This is a genomic window from Vogesella sp. LIG4 (assembly GCF_900090205.1).
Lineage (GTDB): Bacteria > Pseudomonadota > Gammaproteobacteria > Burkholderiales > Chromobacteriaceae > Vogesella.
Window position 1 is genome coordinate 1,410,067 of record NZ_LT607802.1, and the last position, 19,278, is coordinate 1,429,344.

General features: G+C 61.8%; 20 protein-coding genes. 16 read left to right on the forward strand and 4 right to left on the reverse strand.

The window, feature by feature from the left end:
- Positions 1-133: 133 nt before the first annotated feature.
- From PSELUDRAFT_RS06650 to PSELUDRAFT_RS06660, 3 genes are all read right to left on the reverse strand, one after another.
- On the reverse strand, positions 134-1,024 hold the full coding sequence (locus tag PSELUDRAFT_RS06650) for a Tim44 domain-containing protein (RefSeq protein ID WP_088966102.1): 891 nt from the start codon (positions 1,022-1,024) through the stop codon (positions 134-136).
- Between the two features lie 65 nt (positions 1,025-1,089).
- Positions 1,090-1,791: a tRNA (N6-threonylcarbamoyladenosine(37)-N6)-methyltransferase TrmO gene (tsaA, locus tag PSELUDRAFT_RS06655; protein ID WP_088966103.1), complete on the reverse strand. Its 702-nt coding sequence runs from the start codon at positions 1,789-1,791 to the stop codon at positions 1,090-1,092.
- 168 nt (positions 1,792-1,959) lie between these two features.
- Positions 1,960-2,712 carry a GNAT family N-acetyltransferase gene (locus PSELUDRAFT_RS06660; protein WP_088966104.1) on the reverse strand — a complete coding sequence of 251 codons (753 nt, stop codon included), beginning with the start codon at positions 2,710-2,712 and terminating at the stop codon, positions 1,960-1,962.
- Between the two features lie 195 nt (positions 2,713-2,907).
- Between PSELUDRAFT_RS06660 and mnmG the strand changes: the two genes are divergently transcribed.
- The 16 genes from mnmG (at position 2,908) to glmS (ending at position 18,635) form a co-directional block, all read left to right on the forward strand.
- A complete protein-coding gene (gene mnmG, locus PSELUDRAFT_RS06665; RefSeq protein ID WP_088966105.1) occupies positions 2,908-4,800 on the forward strand; it encodes a tRNA uridine-5-carboxymethylaminomethyl(34) synthesis enzyme MnmG in 1,893 nt (630 codons plus the stop codon).
- 112 nt (positions 4,801-4,912) lie between these two features.
- Positions 4,913-5,539: a 16S rRNA (guanine(527)-N(7))-methyltransferase RsmG gene (gene rsmG / locus PSELUDRAFT_RS06670; protein ID WP_088966106.1), complete on the forward strand. Its 627-nt coding sequence runs from the start codon at positions 4,913-4,915 to the stop codon at positions 5,537-5,539.
- Positions 5,536-6,327: a ParA family protein gene (locus PSELUDRAFT_RS06675; protein ID WP_088966107.1), complete on the forward strand. Its 792-nt coding sequence runs from the start codon at positions 5,536-5,538 to the stop codon at positions 6,325-6,327. Before rsmG ends, PSELUDRAFT_RS06675 begins: the two co-directional genes overlap by 4 nt.
- A 2-nt stretch (positions 6,328-6,329) precedes the next feature.
- Complete coding sequence (locus PSELUDRAFT_RS06680; protein WP_088966108.1) at positions 6,330-7,196, forward strand: ParB/RepB/Spo0J family partition protein; 867 nt, start codon at positions 6,330-6,332, stop codon at positions 7,194-7,196.
- A gap of 92 nt (positions 7,197-7,288) precedes the next feature.
- A complete protein-coding gene (locus PSELUDRAFT_RS06685; RefSeq protein WP_088966109.1) occupies positions 7,289-7,672 on the forward strand; it encodes an ATP synthase subunit I in 384 nt (127 codons plus the stop codon).
- The gene (gene atpB, locus PSELUDRAFT_RS06690; RefSeq protein WP_088966110.1) at positions 7,662-8,471 is read left to right on the forward strand and encodes a F0F1 ATP synthase subunit A; all 810 of its coding nucleotides are present in this window, start codon (positions 7,662-7,664) and stop codon (positions 8,469-8,471) included. The genes PSELUDRAFT_RS06685 and atpB overlap by 11 nt, the downstream gene beginning before the upstream one ends.
- Before the next feature lie 63 nt (positions 8,472-8,534).
- Entirely contained in the window at positions 8,535-8,822 is a 288-nt protein-coding gene (atpE, locus tag PSELUDRAFT_RS06695) for a F0F1 ATP synthase subunit C (protein ID WP_088966111.1), read from the forward strand.
- A gap of 40 nt (positions 8,823-8,862) precedes the next feature.
- The gene (locus PSELUDRAFT_RS06700) at positions 8,863-9,333 is read left to right on the forward strand and encodes a F0F1 ATP synthase subunit B (RefSeq protein WP_088966112.1); all 471 of its coding nucleotides are present in this window, start codon (positions 8,863-8,865) and stop codon (positions 9,331-9,333) included.
- Between the two features lie 7 nt (positions 9,334-9,340).
- Positions 9,341-9,877: a F0F1 ATP synthase subunit delta gene (locus PSELUDRAFT_RS06705; RefSeq protein ID WP_088966113.1), complete on the forward strand. Its 537-nt coding sequence runs from the start codon at positions 9,341-9,343 to the stop codon at positions 9,875-9,877.
- An 8-nt stretch (positions 9,878-9,885) separates the two neighbouring features.
- Positions 9,886-11,427 carry a F0F1 ATP synthase subunit alpha gene (gene atpA, locus PSELUDRAFT_RS06710; RefSeq protein WP_088966114.1) on the forward strand — a complete coding sequence of 514 codons (1,542 nt, stop codon included), beginning with the start codon at positions 9,886-9,888 and terminating at the stop codon, positions 11,425-11,427.
- Between the two features lie 43 nt (positions 11,428-11,470).
- Entirely contained in the window at positions 11,471-12,337 is an 867-nt protein-coding gene (gene atpG, locus PSELUDRAFT_RS06715) for a F0F1 ATP synthase subunit gamma (RefSeq protein WP_088966115.1), read from the forward strand.
- Positions 12,338-12,378: 41 nt separating this feature from the next.
- Positions 12,379-13,773, forward strand: coding sequence for a F0F1 ATP synthase subunit beta (gene atpD / locus PSELUDRAFT_RS06720; RefSeq protein WP_088966116.1), 1,395 nt, complete (start codon positions 12,379-12,381; stop codon positions 13,771-13,773).
- A 15-nt stretch (positions 13,774-13,788) separates the two neighbouring features.
- On the forward strand, positions 13,789-14,211 hold the full coding sequence (locus tag PSELUDRAFT_RS06725) for a F0F1 ATP synthase subunit epsilon (RefSeq protein WP_088966117.1): 423 nt from the start codon (positions 13,789-13,791) through the stop codon (positions 14,209-14,211).
- A gap of 117 nt (positions 14,212-14,328) precedes the next feature.
- Positions 14,329-15,693 carry a bifunctional UDP-N-acetylglucosamine diphosphorylase/glucosamine-1-phosphate N-acetyltransferase GlmU gene (gene glmU, locus PSELUDRAFT_RS06730; RefSeq protein WP_088966118.1) on the forward strand — a complete coding sequence of 455 codons (1,365 nt, stop codon included), beginning with the start codon at positions 14,329-14,331 and terminating at the stop codon, positions 15,691-15,693.
- A 308-nt stretch (positions 15,694-16,001) separates the two neighbouring features.
- Positions 16,002-16,802 (forward strand): DeoR/GlpR family DNA-binding transcription regulator, encoded by an 801-nt coding sequence (locus PSELUDRAFT_RS06735; RefSeq protein WP_088966119.1) that lies wholly within the window; start codon positions 16,002-16,004, stop codon positions 16,800-16,802.
- A 3-nt stretch (positions 16,803-16,805) separates the two neighbouring features.
- Positions 16,806-18,635 carry a glutamine--fructose-6-phosphate transaminase (isomerizing) gene (gene glmS, locus PSELUDRAFT_RS06740; RefSeq protein ID WP_088966120.1) on the forward strand — a complete coding sequence of 610 codons (1,830 nt, stop codon included), beginning with the start codon at positions 16,806-16,808 and terminating at the stop codon, positions 18,633-18,635.
- Between the two features lie 200 nt (positions 18,636-18,835).
- Here glmS and PSELUDRAFT_RS19910 read toward each other — a convergent pair whose 3' ends face one another.
- Complete coding sequence (locus PSELUDRAFT_RS19910) at positions 18,836-19,249, reverse strand: helix-turn-helix domain-containing protein (RefSeq protein WP_304440662.1); 414 nt, start codon at positions 19,247-19,249, stop codon at positions 18,836-18,838.
- Positions 19,250-19,278 lie beyond the last annotated feature (29 nt).

Consider the following 19,278-nt stretch of genomic DNA (forward strand, 5'->3'; position numbering starts at 1 on the left):
CGGGCCGCTTCAGCCAAGTGATTGAGTCGGCAGCCTTCCTGTTTATAAAACAAAGCCCTTTCGCGGAACGAAAGGGCTTTGTCGATCGCTCAAAGGCGCCTTGCGGCGCCTTTTTTGCGGCTTACGGTTTGGATCAGCCCTGCTGGATGCCGGCCACAAGCCACTTGCCGTTGCTGGCGTCGTCCTTCACGTAGTGCCAGGTTTCGCTGAACGGCAGCGTCGGCGAGCCCACGCTTTCGCTGACCTGGCCGCTAAAGCGCACGCTGCAGATCATGCGGCCGGCTTCGGTGGTGGCTTCCACCACCTGGCAATCCAGCTGCGGGAAGTCGGCCGGTTCGGTGTTGGCCGCAATGTCTTCCTTCAGCGCTTGGAACAGGTCCGGCGTCATGTACTTGCGGATTTCCTCCAGGCTGTCCAGCGAGTTCAGGTTCTGCAGATGCAGGAAGGTAGCCTTGGCCTGGCGCAGGAAGTGCGGCACCTCGGTACCATCAGGCAGGCGCTGCAGGCTGGCCGGCGGCGGGGTGGTGCCACTGCCGTACTGCTGCATGCCGGAGCCGATCGGCGGAATGCCGCCCTGAGCCGGTTGCGGCTGGTAGTACATCGGCTGGCCGGACTGCGGTGCCGGGTCGCGGCGCTGCTGCTTGGCCGCACGGTTGCGGAAGAAGGACAGCAGGGCCAGGCCGGCCAGTGCGCCACCGATTACGAACAGCCACGGGAAGCCGCCGGACTGGCCGTTGCCGGCCTTGCCGTCATGCATGGCGTTGCCCAGCAGGTAACCGGCTGCGGCGCCGGCAGCACCGGCGGCTACCATGCCGCCAATGCCGCTGCCTTTCTGCGGTGCCGGGGTGGGTGCCGGCTGCATCGGCGCGCGCGGTGCCGGGGCAGGCTGGTAGCTCTGCGTCGGCGCGGCGCGCTGCATGCCGGCGCTGCGGCCGCGGCCCAGGCGGGCGGCGTCGGCGAACGAGCTGGCCAGCAGGGTGATGAGGGAGAAGGCCAGAATGGTCGTCTTCACTCGGGAATTCATGTGTGTGTCTCCATGGTATGCCGATTGCAAGTGCAGTCAGCCGCTCAGACCAGGCCGAGCCAGACTTAGTTCTGGGCGGGGGTGACAATTTCAAGCACGGTGACGATATTGCCCTGTACGCCGAAGCGCACGTCACAGTGCGCCAGGCGGATGCCGTACACCCGCGCCGGGTCGTCCTGGTAGGCCGGGCGCGGGTCCTGCGCCAGCACTTCCTCGATCAGCGGCAGCAGCCACGGCGGGGTATCGGGCCAGGCGGCCAGGTCGGCGCGGGCGCGCTCATGCCATTGCACCGCCAGTTGCGGCGGCGGGCCGTCGACAAAGCCGCCGCGCGCTTCCGGCTTGGCTTCCACGAAGGGAATGTAGGGCTTGATGTCCAGCACCGGCGTGCCGTCCAGCAGGTCGGCGCCGGCCAGCTGCAGGGTGACGCCATTGCTGCTGTCTATGCCCTTGAGTTCCACCAGCGACAGCCCCAGTGCGTTGGGGCGGTGGGTGGCGCGGCTGGCGAACACGCCCACCTTGGCATTGCCGCCCAGTCGCGGCGGGCGCACCAGTGGCTGCCAGCCACGGGCGGCGGTTTCGTGGAACACGAATGTCAGCCAGACGTGCGAAAACGCCTCCAGCCCGCGCACGCAGTCGGGCTGGTTGTAAGGTGGCAGCAGTTCCAGCGTCACCGGGGCCGAGGGCGCCAGCGCCGGCTGGCGCGGAATGCCGAATTTTTCCTGGTACGGCGAGTGGATCACGCCGATGGTATCGAGTTCGAAGCGCATGGCGCGATTGTAGCCGATGCGCCGCTACGCCAAGACCGGGTGTGGAAAAGCCAAAAGGTTGGCCGCATGCCTGGCGGCATGCGGCCAACCTTAGAGTGCCTTGTGCCCACGCTCTTGCGAGCCATGGCGTTTTTCACTGCATCACTGACGCGCAGCAGGCCACGGGGTTCAGGCGGCGAAGTGCTTCTGGTGACGCAAATCCAGCCGGCTCATCGGCAGCAGCATGAAGAAGTCTGCACAGTTGAAGTCCGGGTCCCAGGCCGGCTCGCCACACACCCAGGCGCCGGCGCGCAGGTAGCCCTTGATCAGCGGCGGCAGCGGTACCGGCGCGGAATCGTCCACCACCTTGTCCAGCGGCAGCGCCAGGTGCGGCGTTACGCGCCATTCCGGCGGCGCCAGGTGCTTGCCTTCCAGCTGGCGGTACAGGCTCACCGCCTGGTGGCCGCCGTCGGCCAGGCTCACGCTGGCGCAGCCGGCCAGGTACTGCCCGCCCTGCTGGCGCACGTAGTCGGCCAGGCCGGCCCACAGCATGGCGATCACCGCGCCGCGGCGGTAGTCCTTGTGCACGCAGGAGCGGCCCACTTCGATGATGTGGTCGCGGATGCCGGCCAGGCGTGCCAGGTCGAATTCATGTTCGGAATACAGGCTGGGCAGCGCGTGCGCGCGGGCCGGCGGCAGCATGCGGTAGGTGCCCACCACCTTGCCGCTGGTGTTGTCTTCCACGATCAGATGGTCACAGTAGGCATCGTAGTCGTCGCGGTCGATGCCATCGGCGGCGCTGGCGAGCTGCGCACCCATCTCCTCGGCAAACACCTGGTAGCGCAGTTTCTGCGCGCGGCGGATGTCCTTGTCGCTGCGGGCGAGGCGGACGCTGAGTTTGCCGGCCGGAGCCAGCACCTGCTGTTCGCTAAGATGTTGCATGCGGCTTTCCTGTAATGAAGTTTGCCGGATCATGCTATGGGCCGATGTTGACAGCGGCGTGTCGTGTCCATGACGGTTCGGTGACGCCACGGGATGCCCCTGAGGCAGGCAGGGTGATGAAAATCAATGACTTACAATGTGTGAGTTTTGGCGTACAATGCCCGGTTCCGTTTTTGTCTTGTCTGTACACACCTTATGATCTACCCGACGACCTTTGACGTGATTGTGGTGGGCGGCGGCCATGCCGGCACCGAAGCCGCGCTGGCAGCAGCGCGCATGGGTTGCAGCACCCTGCTGCTGACGCACAACATCGAAACCCTGGGCCAGATGTCGTGCAACCCGTCCATTGGCGGCATCGGCAAAGGTCATCTGGTGAAGGAAGTGGACGCGCTGGGCGGCGCCATGGCGCTGGCCACCGATATCGGCGGCATCCAGTTCCGCACCCTCAACGCTTCCAAAGGCCCGGCGGTGCGCGCTACCCGCGCCCAGGCCGACCGCATCCTGTACAAGGCAGCCATCCGCGAGATGCTGGAAAACCAGCCCAATCTCACCCTGTTCCAGCAGCCGGTGGACGACCTGCTGATCGAAGGCGAGCGCGTGGCCGGTGCCATCACCGCCATCGGCCTCACCTTCCGCGGCAAGACCGTGGTGCTGACTGCCGGCACCTTCCTGTCCGGCAAGATCCACGTTGGCCTGGAAAACTACACCGGCGGCCGCGCCGGTGACGAAGCCGCCTCCACGCTGGGCGCACGCCTGCGCGAACTGAACCTGCCGGTAGGTCGCCTCAAGACCGGCACCCCGCCGCGCATCGATGGCCGCAGCATCGACTTCTCGGTGCTGGAAGTGCAGCCGGGCGACACGCCGGAGCCGGTGTTCTCCTACCGCGGCAGCCGCGCCATGCACCCGAAACAGCTGCCGTGCTGGATCGCGCACACCAACCAGCAGACCCACGACATCATTCGCAGCGGTTTCGAGCGCAGCCCGATGTTCACCGGCGTGATCGAAGGCGTCGGCCCGCGCTACTGCCCGTCGATCGAAGACAAGATCAACCGCTTTGCCGACAAGGACAGCCACCAGGTATTCCTGGAGCCGGAAGGTCTGACCACCCACGAGTTCTACCCCAACGGTATCTCCACCAGCTTGCCGTTCGACATCCAGCTGGCGGCGGTGCGCTCGATCCGCGGCCTGGAAAACGCGCACATCCTGCGCCCGGGCTATGCCATCGAGTACGACTACTTCGACCCGCGCGGGCTGAAGTCCACGCTGGAGACCAAGGCCATCCAGGGCCTGTTCTTCGCCGGCCAGATCAATGGCACCACCGGCTACGAGGAAGCGGCGGCGCAGGGCCTGCTGGCCGGCCTCAATGCCGGCCTGTACGCCCGCGAGCAGGACGGCTGGTGCCCGCGCCGCGACGAAGCTTACCTCGGCGTGCTGGTGGATGATCTCTCCACCATGGGCGTCTCCGAGCCCTACCGCATGTTCACCAGCCGCGCCGAGTTCCGCCTGCAGCTGCGCGAGGACAACGCCGACCTGCGCCTGACCGAGGTTGGCCGCAAGCTGGGGCTGGTGGGCGATGCGCAGTGGGATGCCTTCTGCCGCAAGCGCGACGCGGTGGAGGCGGAAAAGCAGCGCCTGGGCAGCACCTGGGTGCATCCGTCCAGGATCCAGCCGGGTGAGGACGAGCGCATCGTCGGCCAGAAGCTGACGCGCGAATATTCGCTGGCCGACCTGCTGCGTCGCCCCAACGTGGCTTACAGCGAGCTGATGACACTGTCGCTGGCAGGGGAGGGCGTCAGCGACGAGGTGGTGGCCGAGCAGGTGGAAATCCAGATCAAGTACCAGGGCTACATCGACCGTCAGAACGAGGAAGTGGCGCGCCGCGAGCAGCTGGACGACGTGAAGCTGCCGGCCGACATCGACTACGGCCTGGTGAAGGGGTTGTCCAAGGAAGTGTCGCAAAAGCTCAACCAGCACCGCCCGGAAACCCTGGGGCAGGCATCGCGCATCCAGGGCATCACCCCGGCGGCGGTGGCGCTGTTGCTGGTACATCTCAAGCGTGGTTTTGCCGACGCCCGCAGCGCCAGCTGATCCGTAAAAAAATGCTGCAGTGCGCTCCGAAGTGCCGACTTCGGGGCGCATTTGTTTTTGATACCCGTTACAATCGGGCGATCCAGAAATTCCGACATTCATTGCAAACGACATGACGCACCGCGCAGACATCACCGCCGGCCTGGCCGCCATCGGCCTGGACCTGAGCGAACAGCAGATCAACCTGCTGGAAGGCTACCTGGGCCTGCTGGCCAAGTGGAACCAGACCTACAACCTCACCGCCATCCGCGAGGAAGAGCGCATGGTGAGCTACCACCTGCTGGACAGCCTGACCCTGGTGCCGCAGCTGGCCGGCGGCACGCGCCTGCTGGACGTGGGTTCCGGTGGCGGCATGCCGGGCATTCCGGCCGCCATCGCCCGCCCGGACCTGCACGTGGTGCTGCTGGATGCCAATCACAAGAAAACCACCTTCCTGCGTCAGGCCGTCATCGAGCTGAAACTGCCGAACGTGGAAGTGATCACCGGCCGCGTGGAAGCCTACCAGCCGGAGCAGAAATTCGACCGCATCACCAGCCGTGCCTTTGCCGAGCTGGCCGATTTCGTCAAGCTGTCGCGCCACCTGCTGGCCGACGATGGCCAGTTCGTGGCCATGAAGGGCGTGTACCCGTACGAGGAAATTGCCCAGCTGCCGGAAGGCTTCGGCGTGGCGGAAGTGCGCCCGCTGCAAGTGCCTGGCCTGGAAGCCGAACGTCACCTGGTGCGCGTGGTAGCAAAATGACCGCCCGCATCATCGCCGTTGCCAACCAGAAAGGTGGAGTAGGCAAGACCACCACGGTGGTCAACCTGGCGACCGGCCTTGCCGAGCAGGGCCGGCGGGTGCTCATCGTCGACCTCGACCCGCAGGGCAATGCCACCATGGGCAGCGGCATCGACAAGAGCGATCTGCCGCTGTCGGTGTACCACGTGCTGCTGGCAGAAAATAGCATCGAGGAAGTGCGCCGCCCGGCCAAGGAAGGCGGCTACGACGTGCTGCCGGCCAACCGCGACCTGTCCGCCGCCGAGGTGCAGCTGGTGCAGGAACTGGCGCGCGAAGCGCGGCTGAAGAACGCGCTGGAACTGGTGGCGGATCAGTACGACTACGTGCTGATCGACAGCCCGCCGTCGCTCAACCTGCTCACCCTCAACGGGCTGGTGGCGGCGCAAGGCGTACTGATTCCCATGGTGTGCGAATACTACGCGCTGGAAGGCCTCACCGACCTGGTAGGCACGCTGCGCAAGGTGCGCGCCGCCGTCAACCCGCGCATCGAGATCATGGGCCTGCTGCGCACCATGTTCGATGCGCGCAGCAACCTGTCGCAACAGGTGTCGGAGCAGCTGGCGCGCCACTTTGGCGACAAGGTGTTCGACACCGTGGTGCCGCGCAACATCCGGCTGGCGGAAGCGCCCAGCCATGGCCTGCCCGGCATCGTCTACGACCGCACCGCCCGGGGCTCGCAAGCCTATCTCGCGCTGGCCGGCGAACTCATCGCCCGGCTGGAACCGCAAACCGTATCTACCGAGCAATAACCATGGCCAAACTGAAAGGACTCGGGCGCGGCCTGGACGCGCTCCTCTCCACGGTGGAGGCGGCGGACGACCGCCTGACCACGCTGCCGCTGGATCGCATCCGCCCCGGCAAATATCAGCCGCGCAGCTTCATTGCCGATGAAGCGCTGCAGGAGTTGGCCGCATCCATCCGGGCGCAGGGCGTTATCCAGCCGGTGGTGGTGCGCGAAGTGGGGCTGGGTGATTACGAGCTGATCGCTGGCGAGCGCCGCTGGCGCGCCAGCCAGCTGGCCGGGCTGCAGGAGATTCCTGCGGTGGTGCGTAGCGTGGCCGACGACGCGGCGATGGCGATGGCGCTGATCGAGAACATCCAGCGTGAAGACCTGGATCCTATCGAAGAAGCGCGTGGCATCAAGCGCCTGATCGACGAATTCGCACTGACCCACGAAGCCGCCGCCGAGGCGCTGGGCCGCTCGCGTAGCGCGGTGAGCAACCTGCTGCGCCTGCTGGCACTGCCGCAGCCGCTGCAGGACATGCTGCATCACGGGCAGCTGGAAATGGGGCACGCACGGGCACTGCTGCCGCTGCCGGTGATCGAGCAGGTGGCGCTGGCGCAGGAAATCGTGGCTGGTGGCATGACGGTGCGCGAGGTGGAACAGCGCGTGCAGCAACAGCCGGAACAGCTGCAGAAGGTTGGCCGCAAGGCCAATGGTGCGCCGCAGCGCGACGCGGATATCGACCGCCTGGCGGAGCTGCTGTCCGATCGGCTGGGTATGTCTGTCTCTTTTCGGCACTCCGGCAAGGGCCGTGGCAAGCTGATCATTGATTATGCAAGCCTGGATGAACTTGACGGACTACTTGAAAAACTTCAAGCAAAATCAAGCTGCTGACAGCTTGGTTATATTAGTCCAGATGCCAATTGGCAAAGTTGACGCTCTCGTCAGCCCAAGCCTATAATCGCTCGATTTTTTCAGATTCAGACATGATTAATCCGGACGCCAAGCGCGTACTGCGCGCGCAGGCCAAGCTGACAGCGCTGGCCATGCTGGTGAGCGTACTCATCGCCGGCGCAGTGCCCAGCGTACCGTTGTCTGTGCTGATCGGCGGGCTATGTGCTATCGTGCCCGCCCTGCTTTATGTGCGCATTGCCGGCAAGGTGCAGCGGGCAGCGCCGCAAGAACTTATGCGGACACACTACCGGGCAGAAGCGGTGAAGTTTGTTGCCACTGTTCTGTTATTTGCGGGTACGTTTGCATTTTTCAAGGATTTATCCGTAGCGGGATTGTTCGGCGGCTATATTGCCGCGACATCCGGCTACTGGTTCGGGCTTTTGAGCAATAATCGAGACCAAAGCAATGGCAAGTAACGCAACTGAGTATATTCAGCACCACTTGACGTTCTGGAACTCCTCGCACGAGGGCGGGTTCTGGAGTGTGCACGTCGATACCTTCTCCATTTCCCTGCTGCTGGGCTTCCTGTTCGTAGGCATCTTCGCCAAGGTTGCCCGCAACGCCAAGCTGGAAAACCCGGGCCGCCTGCAGCTGTTCGTGGAGTCCATCGTCGAGATGGTCGATACCCAGGTGAAGGAAATCTTCCATGCCAAGAGCAAGGTTGTTGCCCCGCTGGCACTGACCATTTTCTGCTGGATTTTCCTGATGAACGCCATGGATATGCTGCCGGTTGATCTGATTCCGTGGATCGCTGGCAATATTGGCGCTGCCCTGGGTCATGACCCGCATCATGTTTACTTCCGCGTGGTACCGTCCGCCGACGTTAACGCCACCTTCGCCATGTCGCTGTCCGTGATGCTGTGCATCATCGGCTTCTCCATCTCCGCCAAAGGCCTGGGTGGCTGGATCAAGGAGCTGTTCACCGCACCGTTCCATGCCGAAAGCCTGCCGATGATCATCATCCTGGCACCGGTGAACTTCGCGTTCCAGCTGGTGGAACTGGCAGCCAAGCCGATCTCTCTGGCGCTTCGTCTGTTCGGTAACATGTACTCCGGCGAACTGATCTTCATCCTGATCGCACTGCTGCCGTGGGGCGTGCAGTGGGCACTGGGTGCGCCGTGGGCCATCTTCCACATCCTGATTATCACCCTGCAGGCCTTCGTGTTCATGATGCTGACCATCGTGTACCTGAGCCTGGCAGTTGAGCATCACTGATTTAGCCGTTTTTTTAGTACCTTTTCTCAAACCATCCTTGCATTAAATCTTTAGGAGAATTAAATGGAAGCTCTCGTTTCTCAGATCCAGTCCATGACCGCTCTGGCTGCAGCCCTGATCATTGGCCTCGGCGCTATCGGTACCGCTCTGGGCTTCGCCATCCTGGGTGGCAAGTTCCTGGAGTCCTCCGCTCGCCAGCCGGAACTGATCCCGGTTCTGCAAACCAAACTGTTCATTATCGCTGGTCTGCTGGACGCTATTTCCATGATCGGTGTGGGCGTTGCCATGCTGTACACCTTCAACAACCCGTTCCTGTCCGCCGCTGTAGCTGCTCTGAAAGCCGGTCACTAATCAACGGTTGTTGTCGTAACCACACTGGAGGAAAACAAGCGTGGAATTCAACGTAACACTACTGGGCCAGGCGATTACTTTCGCCATCCTGGTATGGTTCACCATGAAGTTTGTTTGGCCTCCGCTTACCAACATGATGGAAGAGCGTGCCAAGCGAATCGCTGATGGCTTGGCCGCTGCAGAACGCGGCAAACAAGATCTGGAAGCTGCTGAAAAGCGCGTAGCTGACGAACTTCGCCAAGCCAAGCAACAGGCTACCGAATTCGTACTCGCTGCTGAAAAGCGTGCCAGCCAGATTGTGGAAGAAGCCAAAGACGCAGCCCGCACCGAAGGTGCGAAGCTGGTGGCTGATGCCAAGGCGCTGATCGATCAGGAAGTGTTGCGTGCCAAGGAAGCCCTGCGTGAGCAGGTTGCTGGTCTGGCCGTAGCCGGTGCGGAAAAAATCCTGCGCAAAGAGATCGACGCTGCCAAGCACGCGGATCTGTTGGCCTCCATCAAAGCGGAGTTTTAATTAACTCATGGCAGAACTCATTACCGTAGCAAGGCCCTACGCCGAAGCGGTATACAGCCTCGCCACCGAGCAGCAGACCCTGAACAAGTGGTCGGAAGCTCTCGCGTGGCTGGCTGCCATGGTGGCGAACCCGGACGTGGCGCAAGTCGTCACCAACCCGAAACATACCGCGCAAGAGATTGAGGCGCTGCTGTTTGACGTGCTGGGCGATAAGGCGAGCGGCGAAGTGCGCAACTTCGTTGTAACCCTCATCGAAAACCGCCGTCTGACGCTGCTGCCGGAAATCGCCGCACAGTTCGAAGTGCTGAAGGCGCAAGCCGAAGGTGCCCTCGACGCCATCGTCGAAACCGCCTTCCCGCTGAACGACGCCCAGCAGGCCGAACTGGCCGCAAGTCTCAGTCAGAAATACGCCAAGTCCGTACGTGTAGACGTACGTGTGGTGCCCGAGCTTATCGGCGGCGTACGCATCCTGATTGGTGACGACGTGATCGATGCATCCGTCAGCGGCAAACTGCAGGCAATGGCCGCAAGCCTCAAGAACTAGGAGAGATCATGCAGTTGAACCCCTCTGAAATCAGTGACCTGATCAAGGCCAAGATTCAGAACCTGTCCGAAGGCGTAGAGACCCGTACCAAAGGTACCGTGATCTCCGTAACCGACGGCATCGTTCGTATCCATGGTCTGACAGACGTCATGCAGGGTGAAATGCTCGAATTTGCGGGCAACACCTTTGGCCTGGCCATGAACCTGGAGCGTGACTCCGTAGGTGCCGTGATCCTGGGCGAGTACGAGCACATTTCCGAAGGTCAGGAAGTGAAGTGCACCGGCCGCATTCTGGAAGTGCCGGTAGGCCGCGAACTGGTTGGCCGCGTGGTAAACGCGCTGGGTCAGCCGATCGACGGCAAGGGCCCGATCAACGCGTCCGCTACTTCCCCGATCGAGAAAATCGCTCCGGGCGTTATTGCCCGTCAATCGGTTTCGCAGCCGATGCAGACCGGCCTGAAGTCCATCGACTCCATGGTTCCGGTTGGCCGCGGTCAGCGCGAACTGATCATTGGCGACCGCCAGACTGGTAAGACCGCTGTTGCACTGGACGCGATCGTTAACCAGAAAGGCACTGGCGTTATCTGTATCTACGTAGCCGTAGGTCAGAAAGCGTCCTCCATCGCCAACGTGGTACGCAAGCTGGAAGAGCACGGCGCCATGGGTCACACCATCGTTGTTGCCGCTACCGCTTCCGAAGCCGCTGCCCTGCAGTTCATCGCTCCGTACTCCGGTTGCGCGATGGGCGAATTCTTCCGTGATATCGGTGAAGATGCCCTGATCGTATACGATGACCTGTCCAAGCAGGCTGTAGCCTACCGTCAGATCTCCCTGCTGCTGCGCCGCCCGCCGGGCCGCGAAGCTTACCCGGGCGACGTATTCTATCTGCACTCCCGTCTGCTGGAACGCGCTTCCCGCATCAACGCGGACGAGGTAGAGAAGCTGACTGCTGGCGCAGTGAAAGGCAAGACCGGTTCCCTGACCGCGCTGCCGATCATCGAAACCCAGGCTGGTGACGTTTCCGCATTCGTTCCGACCAACGTAATTTCCATTACCGACGGTCAGATCTTCCTGGAAACCGATCTGTTCAACGCAGGTATCCGTCCGGCGATCAACGCCGGTATCTCGGTATCCCGCGTGGGTGGTGCCGCTCAGACCAAGGTAATCAAGAAGCTGGGTGGCGGTATCCGTCTGGCCCTGGCTCAGTACCGTGAACTGGCAGCGTTCTCGCAGTTTGCTTCCGATCTGGACGAAGCAACCCGCAAGCAGCTGCAACACGGTGAAGTGGTTACCGAGCTGATGAAGCAGAAACAGTTCTCCACCCTGTCTACCGCCGAAATGGCGCTGACCCTGTGGGCGGTGAACAAGGGTTACTACGAAGACGTACCGGTCAAGAAAGCCCTGGCTTTCGAAGCAGCCTTCCTGGCATACGTTCGCGCTAACCACGCTGACGTGCTGACCGCGACCGACGCTTCCGGTGACCTGTCTGCCGACAACGAAAAAGTACTGGCCAAGGCGATCGAATCGTTCAAGGCTGGCTACAGCTTCTAAGCTGAGTCTTTCGGATACCTCGAGTTAAAGAAAGGTTCAGGATATGGCAGTCGGTAAAGAGATTCTCACCAAGATCCGAAGCGTGCAGAACACGCAGAAGATCACCCGCGCTATGCAAATGGTGTCGACCTCCAAGATGCGCAAAACGCAAGAGCGTATGCGCGCTGCCCGTCCTTACGCCGAAAAGGTGCGTTCCGTTATGGCGCACCTGGCTTCGGCCAATACGGATCTGGAGCACCCACTGCTTGCCCGCCGCAGCGAGATCAAGCGTGCCGGCATTATCGTTGTTACCTCGGACAAGGGTTTGTGTGGTGGCCTCAACGCCAACATCATCAAACGCTTCTACGCCAAGGTAAGCGAACTGCAGACACAAGGCGTTGAAGTACAGGTGTGTGCACTGGGCCAGAAAGGCCTGGCTGCCGCCCAACGCGCCAAACTGAACGTTGTGGCAAGCGCAGTGCATCTGGGCGATGTGCCCAAGATGGACAAACTGATTGGCCCGCTTACAGTGCTGTTGAAACAGTACGCTGAAGGCGAACTGGATGCGGTTTATGTCGTGTACTCCCGTTTCATCAACACGATGAAGCAGGAGCCGGCGCTGGAACAGTTGCTGCCCTTGAGCGACGAGCACATGGTTGTCGAACACGCCCATGCCTGGGATTACGTGTACGAGCCGAGCGCCGTCGACGTCATGGAGTTTCTGGTCAAGCGTTACCTGGAATCCGTCGTGTATCAGGCCGTGGCCGAAAACATGGCTTCCGAACAGGCTGCCCGTATGGTGGCCATGAAGGCAGCAACGGATAACGCCGGTAACGCGATCAAGCAACTGCGTCTGGTGTACAACAAGTCACGTCAGGCAGCAATTACCAAAGAGCTGTCGGAAATCGTGTCTGGCGCCGCAGCGGTATAACCGTCGCAGACTGTAAAAGTTTATTGAGTTAGGAACCGATAATGAGCCAAGGCAAAATCGTACAAATCATTGGCCCGGTGGTCGACGTGGAGTTTCCGCGCGACGCCATGCCAAAGGTTTATGATGCCCTGAAGCTGGTTGACGCTGACCTGACGCTCGAAGTCCAGCAACAGCTGGGCGACGGCGTGGTGCGTACCATTGCTATGGGTAGCTCGGACGGCCTGAAGCGTGGCATGGCAATCACCAACACCGGTGCACCGATTTCGGTACCGGTTGGCGCCGCCACTCTGGGTCGTATCATGGACGTACTGGGCACTCCGGTTGATGAAGCCGGCCCGGTAGCTTCCGAACATACCCGCGCCATTCACCAGGCTGCCCCGAAGTTCGACGAGCTGTCCGCAGCTACCGAACTGCTGGAAACCGGCATCAAGGTGATTGACCTGCTGTGTCCGTTCGCCAAGGGCGGTAAAGTAGGTCTGTTCGGTGGTGCCGGTGTGGGCAAGACCGTGAACATGATGGAGCTCATCAACAACATCGCCAAGGCGCACAGCGGTCTGTCCGTGTTCGCCGGCGTGGGTGAGCGTACTCGTGAAGGCAACGACTTCTACCATGAAATGAAGGAGTCGAACGTTCTGGACAAAGTGGCCATGGTTTACGGCCAGATGAACGAGCCGCCGGGTAACCGTCTGCGTGTTGCGCTGACCGGTCTGACCATGGCCGAGCACTTCCGCGACGAGAAGGACGCCAACGGCAAGGGCCGTGACGTTCTGTTCTTCGTGGACAACATCTACCGTTACACCCTGGCCGGTACCGAAGTGTCCGCGCTGCTGGGTCGTATGCCGTCCGCGGTAGGCTACCAGCCGACCCTGGCGGAAGAAATGGGCCGTCTGCAGGAACGTATTACCTCGACCAAGGATGGTTCCATTACCTCCATCCAGGCCGTATACGTACCTGCCGATGACTTGACCGACCCGTCCCCGGCCACCACCTTCGCCCACCTGGATGCGACCGTGGTTCTGTCCCGTGACATCGCGTCGCTGGGTATCTACCCGGCCGTTGACCCGCTGGACTCCACTTCCCGTCAGCTGGACCCGCTGGTAGTAGGCGACGAGCATTACGCCGTTGCCCGTGGCGTACAGTCCACCTTGCAGAAGTACAAGGAACTGCGTGACATCATCGCGATTCTGGGTATGGATGAACTGTCTGAAGAAGACAAGCTCACCGTATACCGTGCGCGTAAGATCCAGCGCTTCCTGTCGCAGCCGTTCCACGTAGCTGAAGTATTTACCGGTTCCCCGGGCAAGTACGTTCCGCTGAAGGAAACGATCAAGGGCTTCAAGGCGATTCTCAGCGGCGAATACGACCACCTGCCGGAACAAGCGTTCTACATGGTTGGCGGTATCGACGAAGCTGCGGAAAAAGCCAAGACCCTGTAATCAAGGAGACGGCTCATGGCCAAGATGCATGTGGAAGTGGTCAGCTCCGAGCAGCAGATCTACTCCGGCGAAGCCGAGTTCCTGGTTGCGCCGGCGCTGGAAGGCGAAATCGGTGTTTACCCACGTCACGTGCCGCTTCTGACCCGTATCAAGCCTGGCGTACTGCGTCTGACAGTACCGGGCAGCAAGGACGAAGTGTTGGTGGCTGTTTCCGGCGGTCTGCTGGAAGTACAGCCCACCCACATCACCGTTCTGGCCGATACGGCGATCCGCGGTGAGGATCTCGACGAAGCTCGCGCCAACGAGGCCAAACGTGCTGCCGAGGAATCCCTCAAGCACGCTACCGACGACCTGGATACGGCGAAGGCTCACGCTGCCCTGGCAGCCGCCATCGCCCAGCTCAAGGCGCTGGAATACCTCCGCAAGCGCGTGCACTGATAACGCGAAAGCGTTGGTGTATAGTCGCAGGCTGCCACGCAAGTGGCAGCCTTTTTCATTTCTGCAAAGCCCCGCATAATGTCGGGCTATCTACATAGAATTGTCGCGGACGCATTCATGGAATCCCTCAGCGTAGTCATTCTTGCTGCCGGTAAAGGCAAGCGCATGTATTCGGCCCTGCCCAAGGTGCTGCACCCGATTGGCGGCCAACCCATGCTGGCTCGGGTCATCGCCACCGCCCGCCAGCTGCAGCCGGGCAAGATCGTCGTGGTGTATGGCCACGGCGGCGAGCAGGTGCGCGCCACCATCCAGGATGCGGATGTGGAATGGGCCTTGCAGGCCGAACAACTGGGCACCGGCCACGCGCTGAAGATGGCGCTGCCGCACCTGCCCAAGGATGGCCACACCCTGGTGCTGTACGGTGACGTGCCGCTCACCACCGTGGCCACGCTGCAGCAACTGTTGGCCGCAGCCGAAGGCGGCATGTCGCTGCTCACCGACGTGCTGGCCGATGCCAGCGGCTACGGTCGCATCGTGCGCAATGCCGATGGCGACATCGTGGCCATCGTGGAAGACAAGGATTGCAACGCGGCGCAGAAGGCGATCCGCGAAATCAACACCGGCATGCTGGTGCTGCCGAACGCGCGACTGGAAGGCTGGCTGTCCGAGCTACGCAATGGCAACGCCCAGGGCGAGTACTACCTCACCGACGTCATCGCACTGGCAGTGCGCGACGGTATCGCGGTGCCGGGTGTCACCGTGGCTGCCAGCTGGGAAGCTGCCGGCGTGAACAACAAGCTGCAACTGGCCGAGCTGGAGCGCCAGCTGCAACTGAACCAGGCGCGCGCGCTGCTTACTGCCGGCGTTACCCTGGCAGACCCGGCTCGCATCGACATCCGCGGCCAACTTGAGCACAGCGAAGACGTCAGCATCGACGTGGGCTGCGTGTTCGAAGGTCAGGTCAAGCTGGGTGCTGGCGTGCAGATCGGTGCCTATTGCGTGCTGAAGAACGTTACCGTGGCTACCGGCACCCGTATTGCGCCGTACTCGCACCTGGAAGACGCCGAAGTGGGCGCCGGCTGCCAGTTGGGCCCGTACGCACGGCTGCGCCCGGGCGCCAAGCTGGCCGACCACGTGCACATCGGCAATTTCGTGGAAGTGAAGAAGAGCACCATCGGCAGCGGCTCCAAGGTCAATCACCTTACCTACATCGGCGATGCCGACATCGGCAGCAAGGTGAACGTGGGCGCCGGTACCGTAACCTGCAACTATGACGGCGTGAACAAGTTCCGCACCACCATCGGCAATGGCGTGTTTGTCGGCTCCGGTAGCATGCTGGTAGCACCGGTGACGCTGGAAGACGGCGCTACCATCGGCGCCGGCTCGGTGATTACCCGTACCGCGCCGTCCGAACAGCTGACCGTGGCACGCGCCAAGCAGCTGACCGTGCCCGGCTGGCAGCGCCCGCAGAAGAAAAGCTGATTCCAGCGTTCTGCCGTACAGAACCGCCCAGGCTGCTGCCGGGCGGTTTTTTCATGCCGGGCACCTCGAAAAACGCCAGCTTTCGTTGCGATACTGCGTTGCTCATAAAAAATCCCTCCTTACATATCAAACATATGCGGCGTCGGGATTTTTCATTCGCACCTGGTCTCGCTTGGAAATCAGGGTTTTCGAGGCGTCTGCCTGTTTTGCCGGCAAAGGTTGGCCGCAAGCCAGCTGTCCGGCATGCCCGCTTGTGTGTGGCAGGTTTCGCTGATATATTTCGCAAAACTTTCGAAACGAAACATTGCATGACGAAGCGAAATACACAGCAGCGCCGTCACGCCATCGTTGCCCTGGTGCAGGAGCGTGGCGAAGTCAGCGTCGAAGAGCTGACCCGCAGCTTTGCCACTTCCGAAGTGACCATCCGCAAGGACCTGGCGCTGCTGGAAACCGGCGGCCTGCTGCTGCGTCGCTATGGCGGCGCGGTGTCGCTGCCGGCGGAGATGGTCAATGCCGGCGACCCGACAAAAGTTTCGCAACGAAAGCTCGCCATCGCCCGCGCGGCGGCAGAGCGCATCCGCGACCACAACCGCATCATCATCGACAGCGGCACCACCACCAGCGCCATGATCCCGCTGCTGGGCCACAAGCGCGGGCTGATCGTGATGACCAACTCGCTGAACGTGGCCGGTGCGCTGCGCGAGCTGGAAAACGAACCCACGCTGCTGATGACCGGCGGCACCTGGGATCCGCATTCCGAATCGTTCCAGGGGCAGGTGGCCGAGCAGGTGCTGCGCTCCTACGATTTCGACCAGCTGTTCATCGGCGCCGACGGCATCGACCTGGCGCGCGGCACCACCACCTTCAACGAACTGGTGGGGCTGTCGCGGGTGATGGCCGAGGTGGCGCGCGAAGTGGTGGTGATGGTGGAGTCCGACAAGATCGGCCGCCGCATTCCCAACCTGGAGCTGCCGTGGGAGCGCATCCAGACCCTGGTGACCGACGACGCGCTGTCGGCAGAGGCCAGGGAAAGCATTCAAGCCAAAGGGGTGACACTGATCTGTGCCCCGTCGCAAACCCCAATGCAAACAGATTCTGTAAGGAGATAAAGCATGTGCGGCATCGTCGGCGCCATCGCCAACCGTAATATCGTTTCCGTGCTGGTAGAGGGCCTCAAGCGCCTGGAATACCGCGGTTATGACTCCTCCGGCATCGCCGTGCACGCCGGCAGCCAGATCACCCGCGTACGCAGGGTTGGCCGCGTGGCCGAGATGGAAGCCGCGGCACAGGCCGACAACGTGCAGGGCCAGCTGGGTATCGGCCACACCCGCTGGGCCACCCACGGCGGCGTGACCGAGTACAACGCCCACCCGCATGTGTCGCACGGCCTGATCGCCGTGGTGCACAACGGCATCATCGAGAATCACGAAGAGAAGCGCGCCGAACTGAAAGCCGCCGGCTACGTGTTCGAATCGCAGACCGATACCGAGGTGATCGCCCACCTGGTACACCAGTACTACCTGCAGGAAAAAGACCTGTTCCGCGCTGTGCACAAGGCCACCCGCGAGCTGACCGGCGCCTACGCCATCGGCGTCATCGCGCTGGACCGCCCGGATGAGCTGGTATGCGCGCGCATGGGCTGCCCGCTGCTGATCGGCCTGGGCGAGGGCGAGAACTTCATCGCCTCCGACGTTTCCGCCATCCTGTCCGCCACCCGCCGCGTGCTGTTCCTGGAGGAGGGCGACATCGGCCACCTCACCCGCGACGGCGTGAAGCTGATCGACAAGGACGACCAGCCGGTGGAGCGCAAGGTGCACGTGTCCGACGTATCGCTGGCCTCGCTGGAACTGGGCCCGTACAGCCACTTCATGCAGAAGGAAATCCACGAACAGCCCAAGGCGCTGTCCGACACCATCGAAGTGGTGCTGGACGACGGCTTTGTGCCCGAGCTGTTCGGCACCGCTGCGGCCAACGTATTGCCGGCGCTTACCGGCGTGAAGATCCTGGCCTGCGGTACCAGCTACTACGCCGGCCTTACTGCCAAATACTGGATCGAAAGCATCGCCGGCGTGGTGTGCGATGTGGAAATCGCCAGCGAGTACCGCTACCGCCAAGCCTTCGCTGACCCGCAGCACCTGGTGGTGACCATCTCGCAGTCCGGTGAAACGTTGGATACCATGGAAGCGCTGAAATACGCGCGCAGCCTGGGCCACCAGCATGCGCTGTCCATCTGCAACGTACGCGAATCGGCGATTCCGCGTGCCTCCGACCTGGTGTTCTACACCCGCGCCGGTGCCGAAATCGGCGTGGCCTCCACCAAGGCGTTCACTACCCAGCTGGTAAGCCTGTTCGCGCTGGCGGTAACTCTGGGCAAGGTGCGCGGCCGCGTCAGTGCCGAGCAGGAAGCGCAGTACCTGGACGAGTTGCGCCGTCTGCCGGGCAGCGTGCAGCACGCGCTCAACCTGGAGCCGCAGATCACCGCCTGGTCGCAGCAGTTCGCCGCCAAGAACGACGCCCTGTTCCTCGGCCGCGGCCTGCACTACCCGATCGCGCTGGAAGGCGCGCTGAAACTGAAGGAAATCTCCTACATCCACGCCGAAGCCTACCCGGCCGGTGAACTCAAGCACGGCCCGCTGGCGCTGGTGGACGAGAACATGCCGGTGGTGGTGATTGCCCCCAACGACGTGTTGCTGGAAAAGGTGAAGTCCAATATGCAGGAAGTGCGCGCCCGCGGCGGTGAGCTGTTCGTGTTCGCCGACGCCGATAGCCACTTCAGCGAATCCGACGGTGTACACGTGATCCGCACCCCGCGCCATGTGGGCATCCTCAGCCCCATCGTGCATTCCATCCCGGTACAACTGCTGGCCTACCACGTGGCACTGGCACGTGGCACCGACGTTGATAAACCGCGCAACCTGGCCAAGAGCGTGACGGTGGAGTGAGCGGTTTGGGTGGTGCTCACTAGTGATCGGAAAGAATAAAGTCTGTCACGAGGTAATGAAGTCTGTCACGACGATGACATAATCAACTTGTTGCTAGCTGCTCCAAAAAAAAGAGGCCCGGAAGGGCCTCTTTTCGTATGTGATTGCTTGGTTTTCCACGGAAGAGGTTACCTATGTAAGAGTGCAGGCAACCACCAGCCCTATTTTGACTTGCGCCCGCTTGACGTCGGCCGCCTCGGTATACTACCCCCATACACCCGCCACCACTCCGTCAGAGCTTCCATCGTTGGCCCTAGCCCCCGGGCTTTTTGCGTGATTTCGTACTCGACTCTCGGCGGTACTTCTGCAAGGACCGTGCGCGAGACCAAGCCATCTGCCTCCAGCTCACGCAGCTGCGCCGTCAGCATATGTTGCGTGACCCCCGGAATTGCACGTCGCAATTCCCCGAAACGGTGCATCCGCTGATTTAGCAGCCAGAGGATTTCCAGCTTCCACTTGCCCGAGAGCAGTGCAAATGCCCGGCGCATTTCCTCATGCATGTTGATCTCGTTATTGCCATTAGTCTGGTTTTCCATACTTAGCATCATTTTTTCATCGTACTTGTGAATATTCATGTTAGCCGACATCATCGCTACATGCCATG

Bases quoted from the DNA above. Each gene is read 5' to 3' on its own strand.
- PSELUDRAFT_RS06660 (WP_088966104.1), bottom strand. From the start codon at position 2,712: ATGCAACATCTTAGCGAACAGCAGGTGCTGGCTCCGGCCGGCAAACTC.
- atpB (WP_088966110.1), top strand. From the start codon at position 7,662: ATGGCAAGTAACGCAACTGAGTATATTCAGCACCACTTGACGTTCTGG.
- atpD (WP_088966116.1), top strand. From the start codon at position 12,379: ATGAGCCAAGGCAAAATCGTACAAATCATTGGCCCGGTGGTCGACGTG.
- PSELUDRAFT_RS06680 (WP_088966108.1), top strand. From the start codon at position 6,330: ATGGCCAAACTGAAAGGACTCGGGCGCGGCCTGGACGCGCTCCTCTCC.
- atpE (WP_088966111.1), top strand. From the start codon at position 8,535: ATGGAAGCTCTCGTTTCTCAGATCCAGTCCATGACCGCTCTGGCTGCA.
- rsmG (WP_088966106.1), top strand. From the start codon at position 4,913: ATGACGCACCGCGCAGACATCACCGCCGGCCTGGCCGCCATCGGCCTG.
- atpG (WP_088966115.1), top strand. From the start codon at position 11,471: ATGGCAGTCGGTAAAGAGATTCTCACCAAGATCCGAAGCGTGCAGAAC.
- PSELUDRAFT_RS06675 (WP_088966107.1), top strand. From the start codon at position 5,536: ATGACCGCCCGCATCATCGCCGTTGCCAACCAGAAAGGTGGAGTAGGC.
- atpA (WP_088966114.1), top strand. From the start codon at position 9,886: ATGCAGTTGAACCCCTCTGAAATCAGTGACCTGATCAAGGCCAAGATT.
- PSELUDRAFT_RS06685 (WP_088966109.1), top strand. From the start codon at position 7,289: ATGATTAATCCGGACGCCAAGCGCGTACTGCGCGCGCAGGCCAAGCTG.
- mnmG (WP_088966105.1), top strand. From the start codon at position 2,908: ATGATCTACCCGACGACCTTTGACGTGATTGTGGTGGGCGGCGGCCAT.
- PSELUDRAFT_RS06735 (WP_088966119.1), top strand. From the start codon at position 16,002: ATGACGAAGCGAAATACACAGCAGCGCCGTCACGCCATCGTTGCCCTG.
- glmS (WP_088966120.1), top strand. From the start codon at position 16,806: ATGTGCGGCATCGTCGGCGCCATCGCCAACCGTAATATCGTTTCCGTG.
- tsaA (WP_088966103.1), bottom strand. From the start codon at position 1,791: ATGCGCTTCGAACTCGATACCATCGGCGTGATCCACTCGCCGTACCAG.
- glmU (WP_088966118.1), top strand. From the start codon at position 14,329: ATGGAATCCCTCAGCGTAGTCATTCTTGCTGCCGGTAAAGGCAAGCGC.
- PSELUDRAFT_RS19910 (WP_304440662.1), bottom strand. From the start codon at position 19,249: ATGAATATTCACAAGTACGATGAAAAAATGATGCTAAGTATGGAAAAC.
- PSELUDRAFT_RS06725 (WP_088966117.1), top strand. From the start codon at position 13,789: ATGGCCAAGATGCATGTGGAAGTGGTCAGCTCCGAGCAGCAGATCTAC.
- PSELUDRAFT_RS06705 (WP_088966113.1), top strand. From the start codon at position 9,341: ATGGCAGAACTCATTACCGTAGCAAGGCCCTACGCCGAAGCGGTATAC.
- PSELUDRAFT_RS06650 (WP_088966102.1), bottom strand. From the start codon at position 1,024: ATGAATTCCCGAGTGAAGACGACCATTCTGGCCTTCTCCCTCATCACC.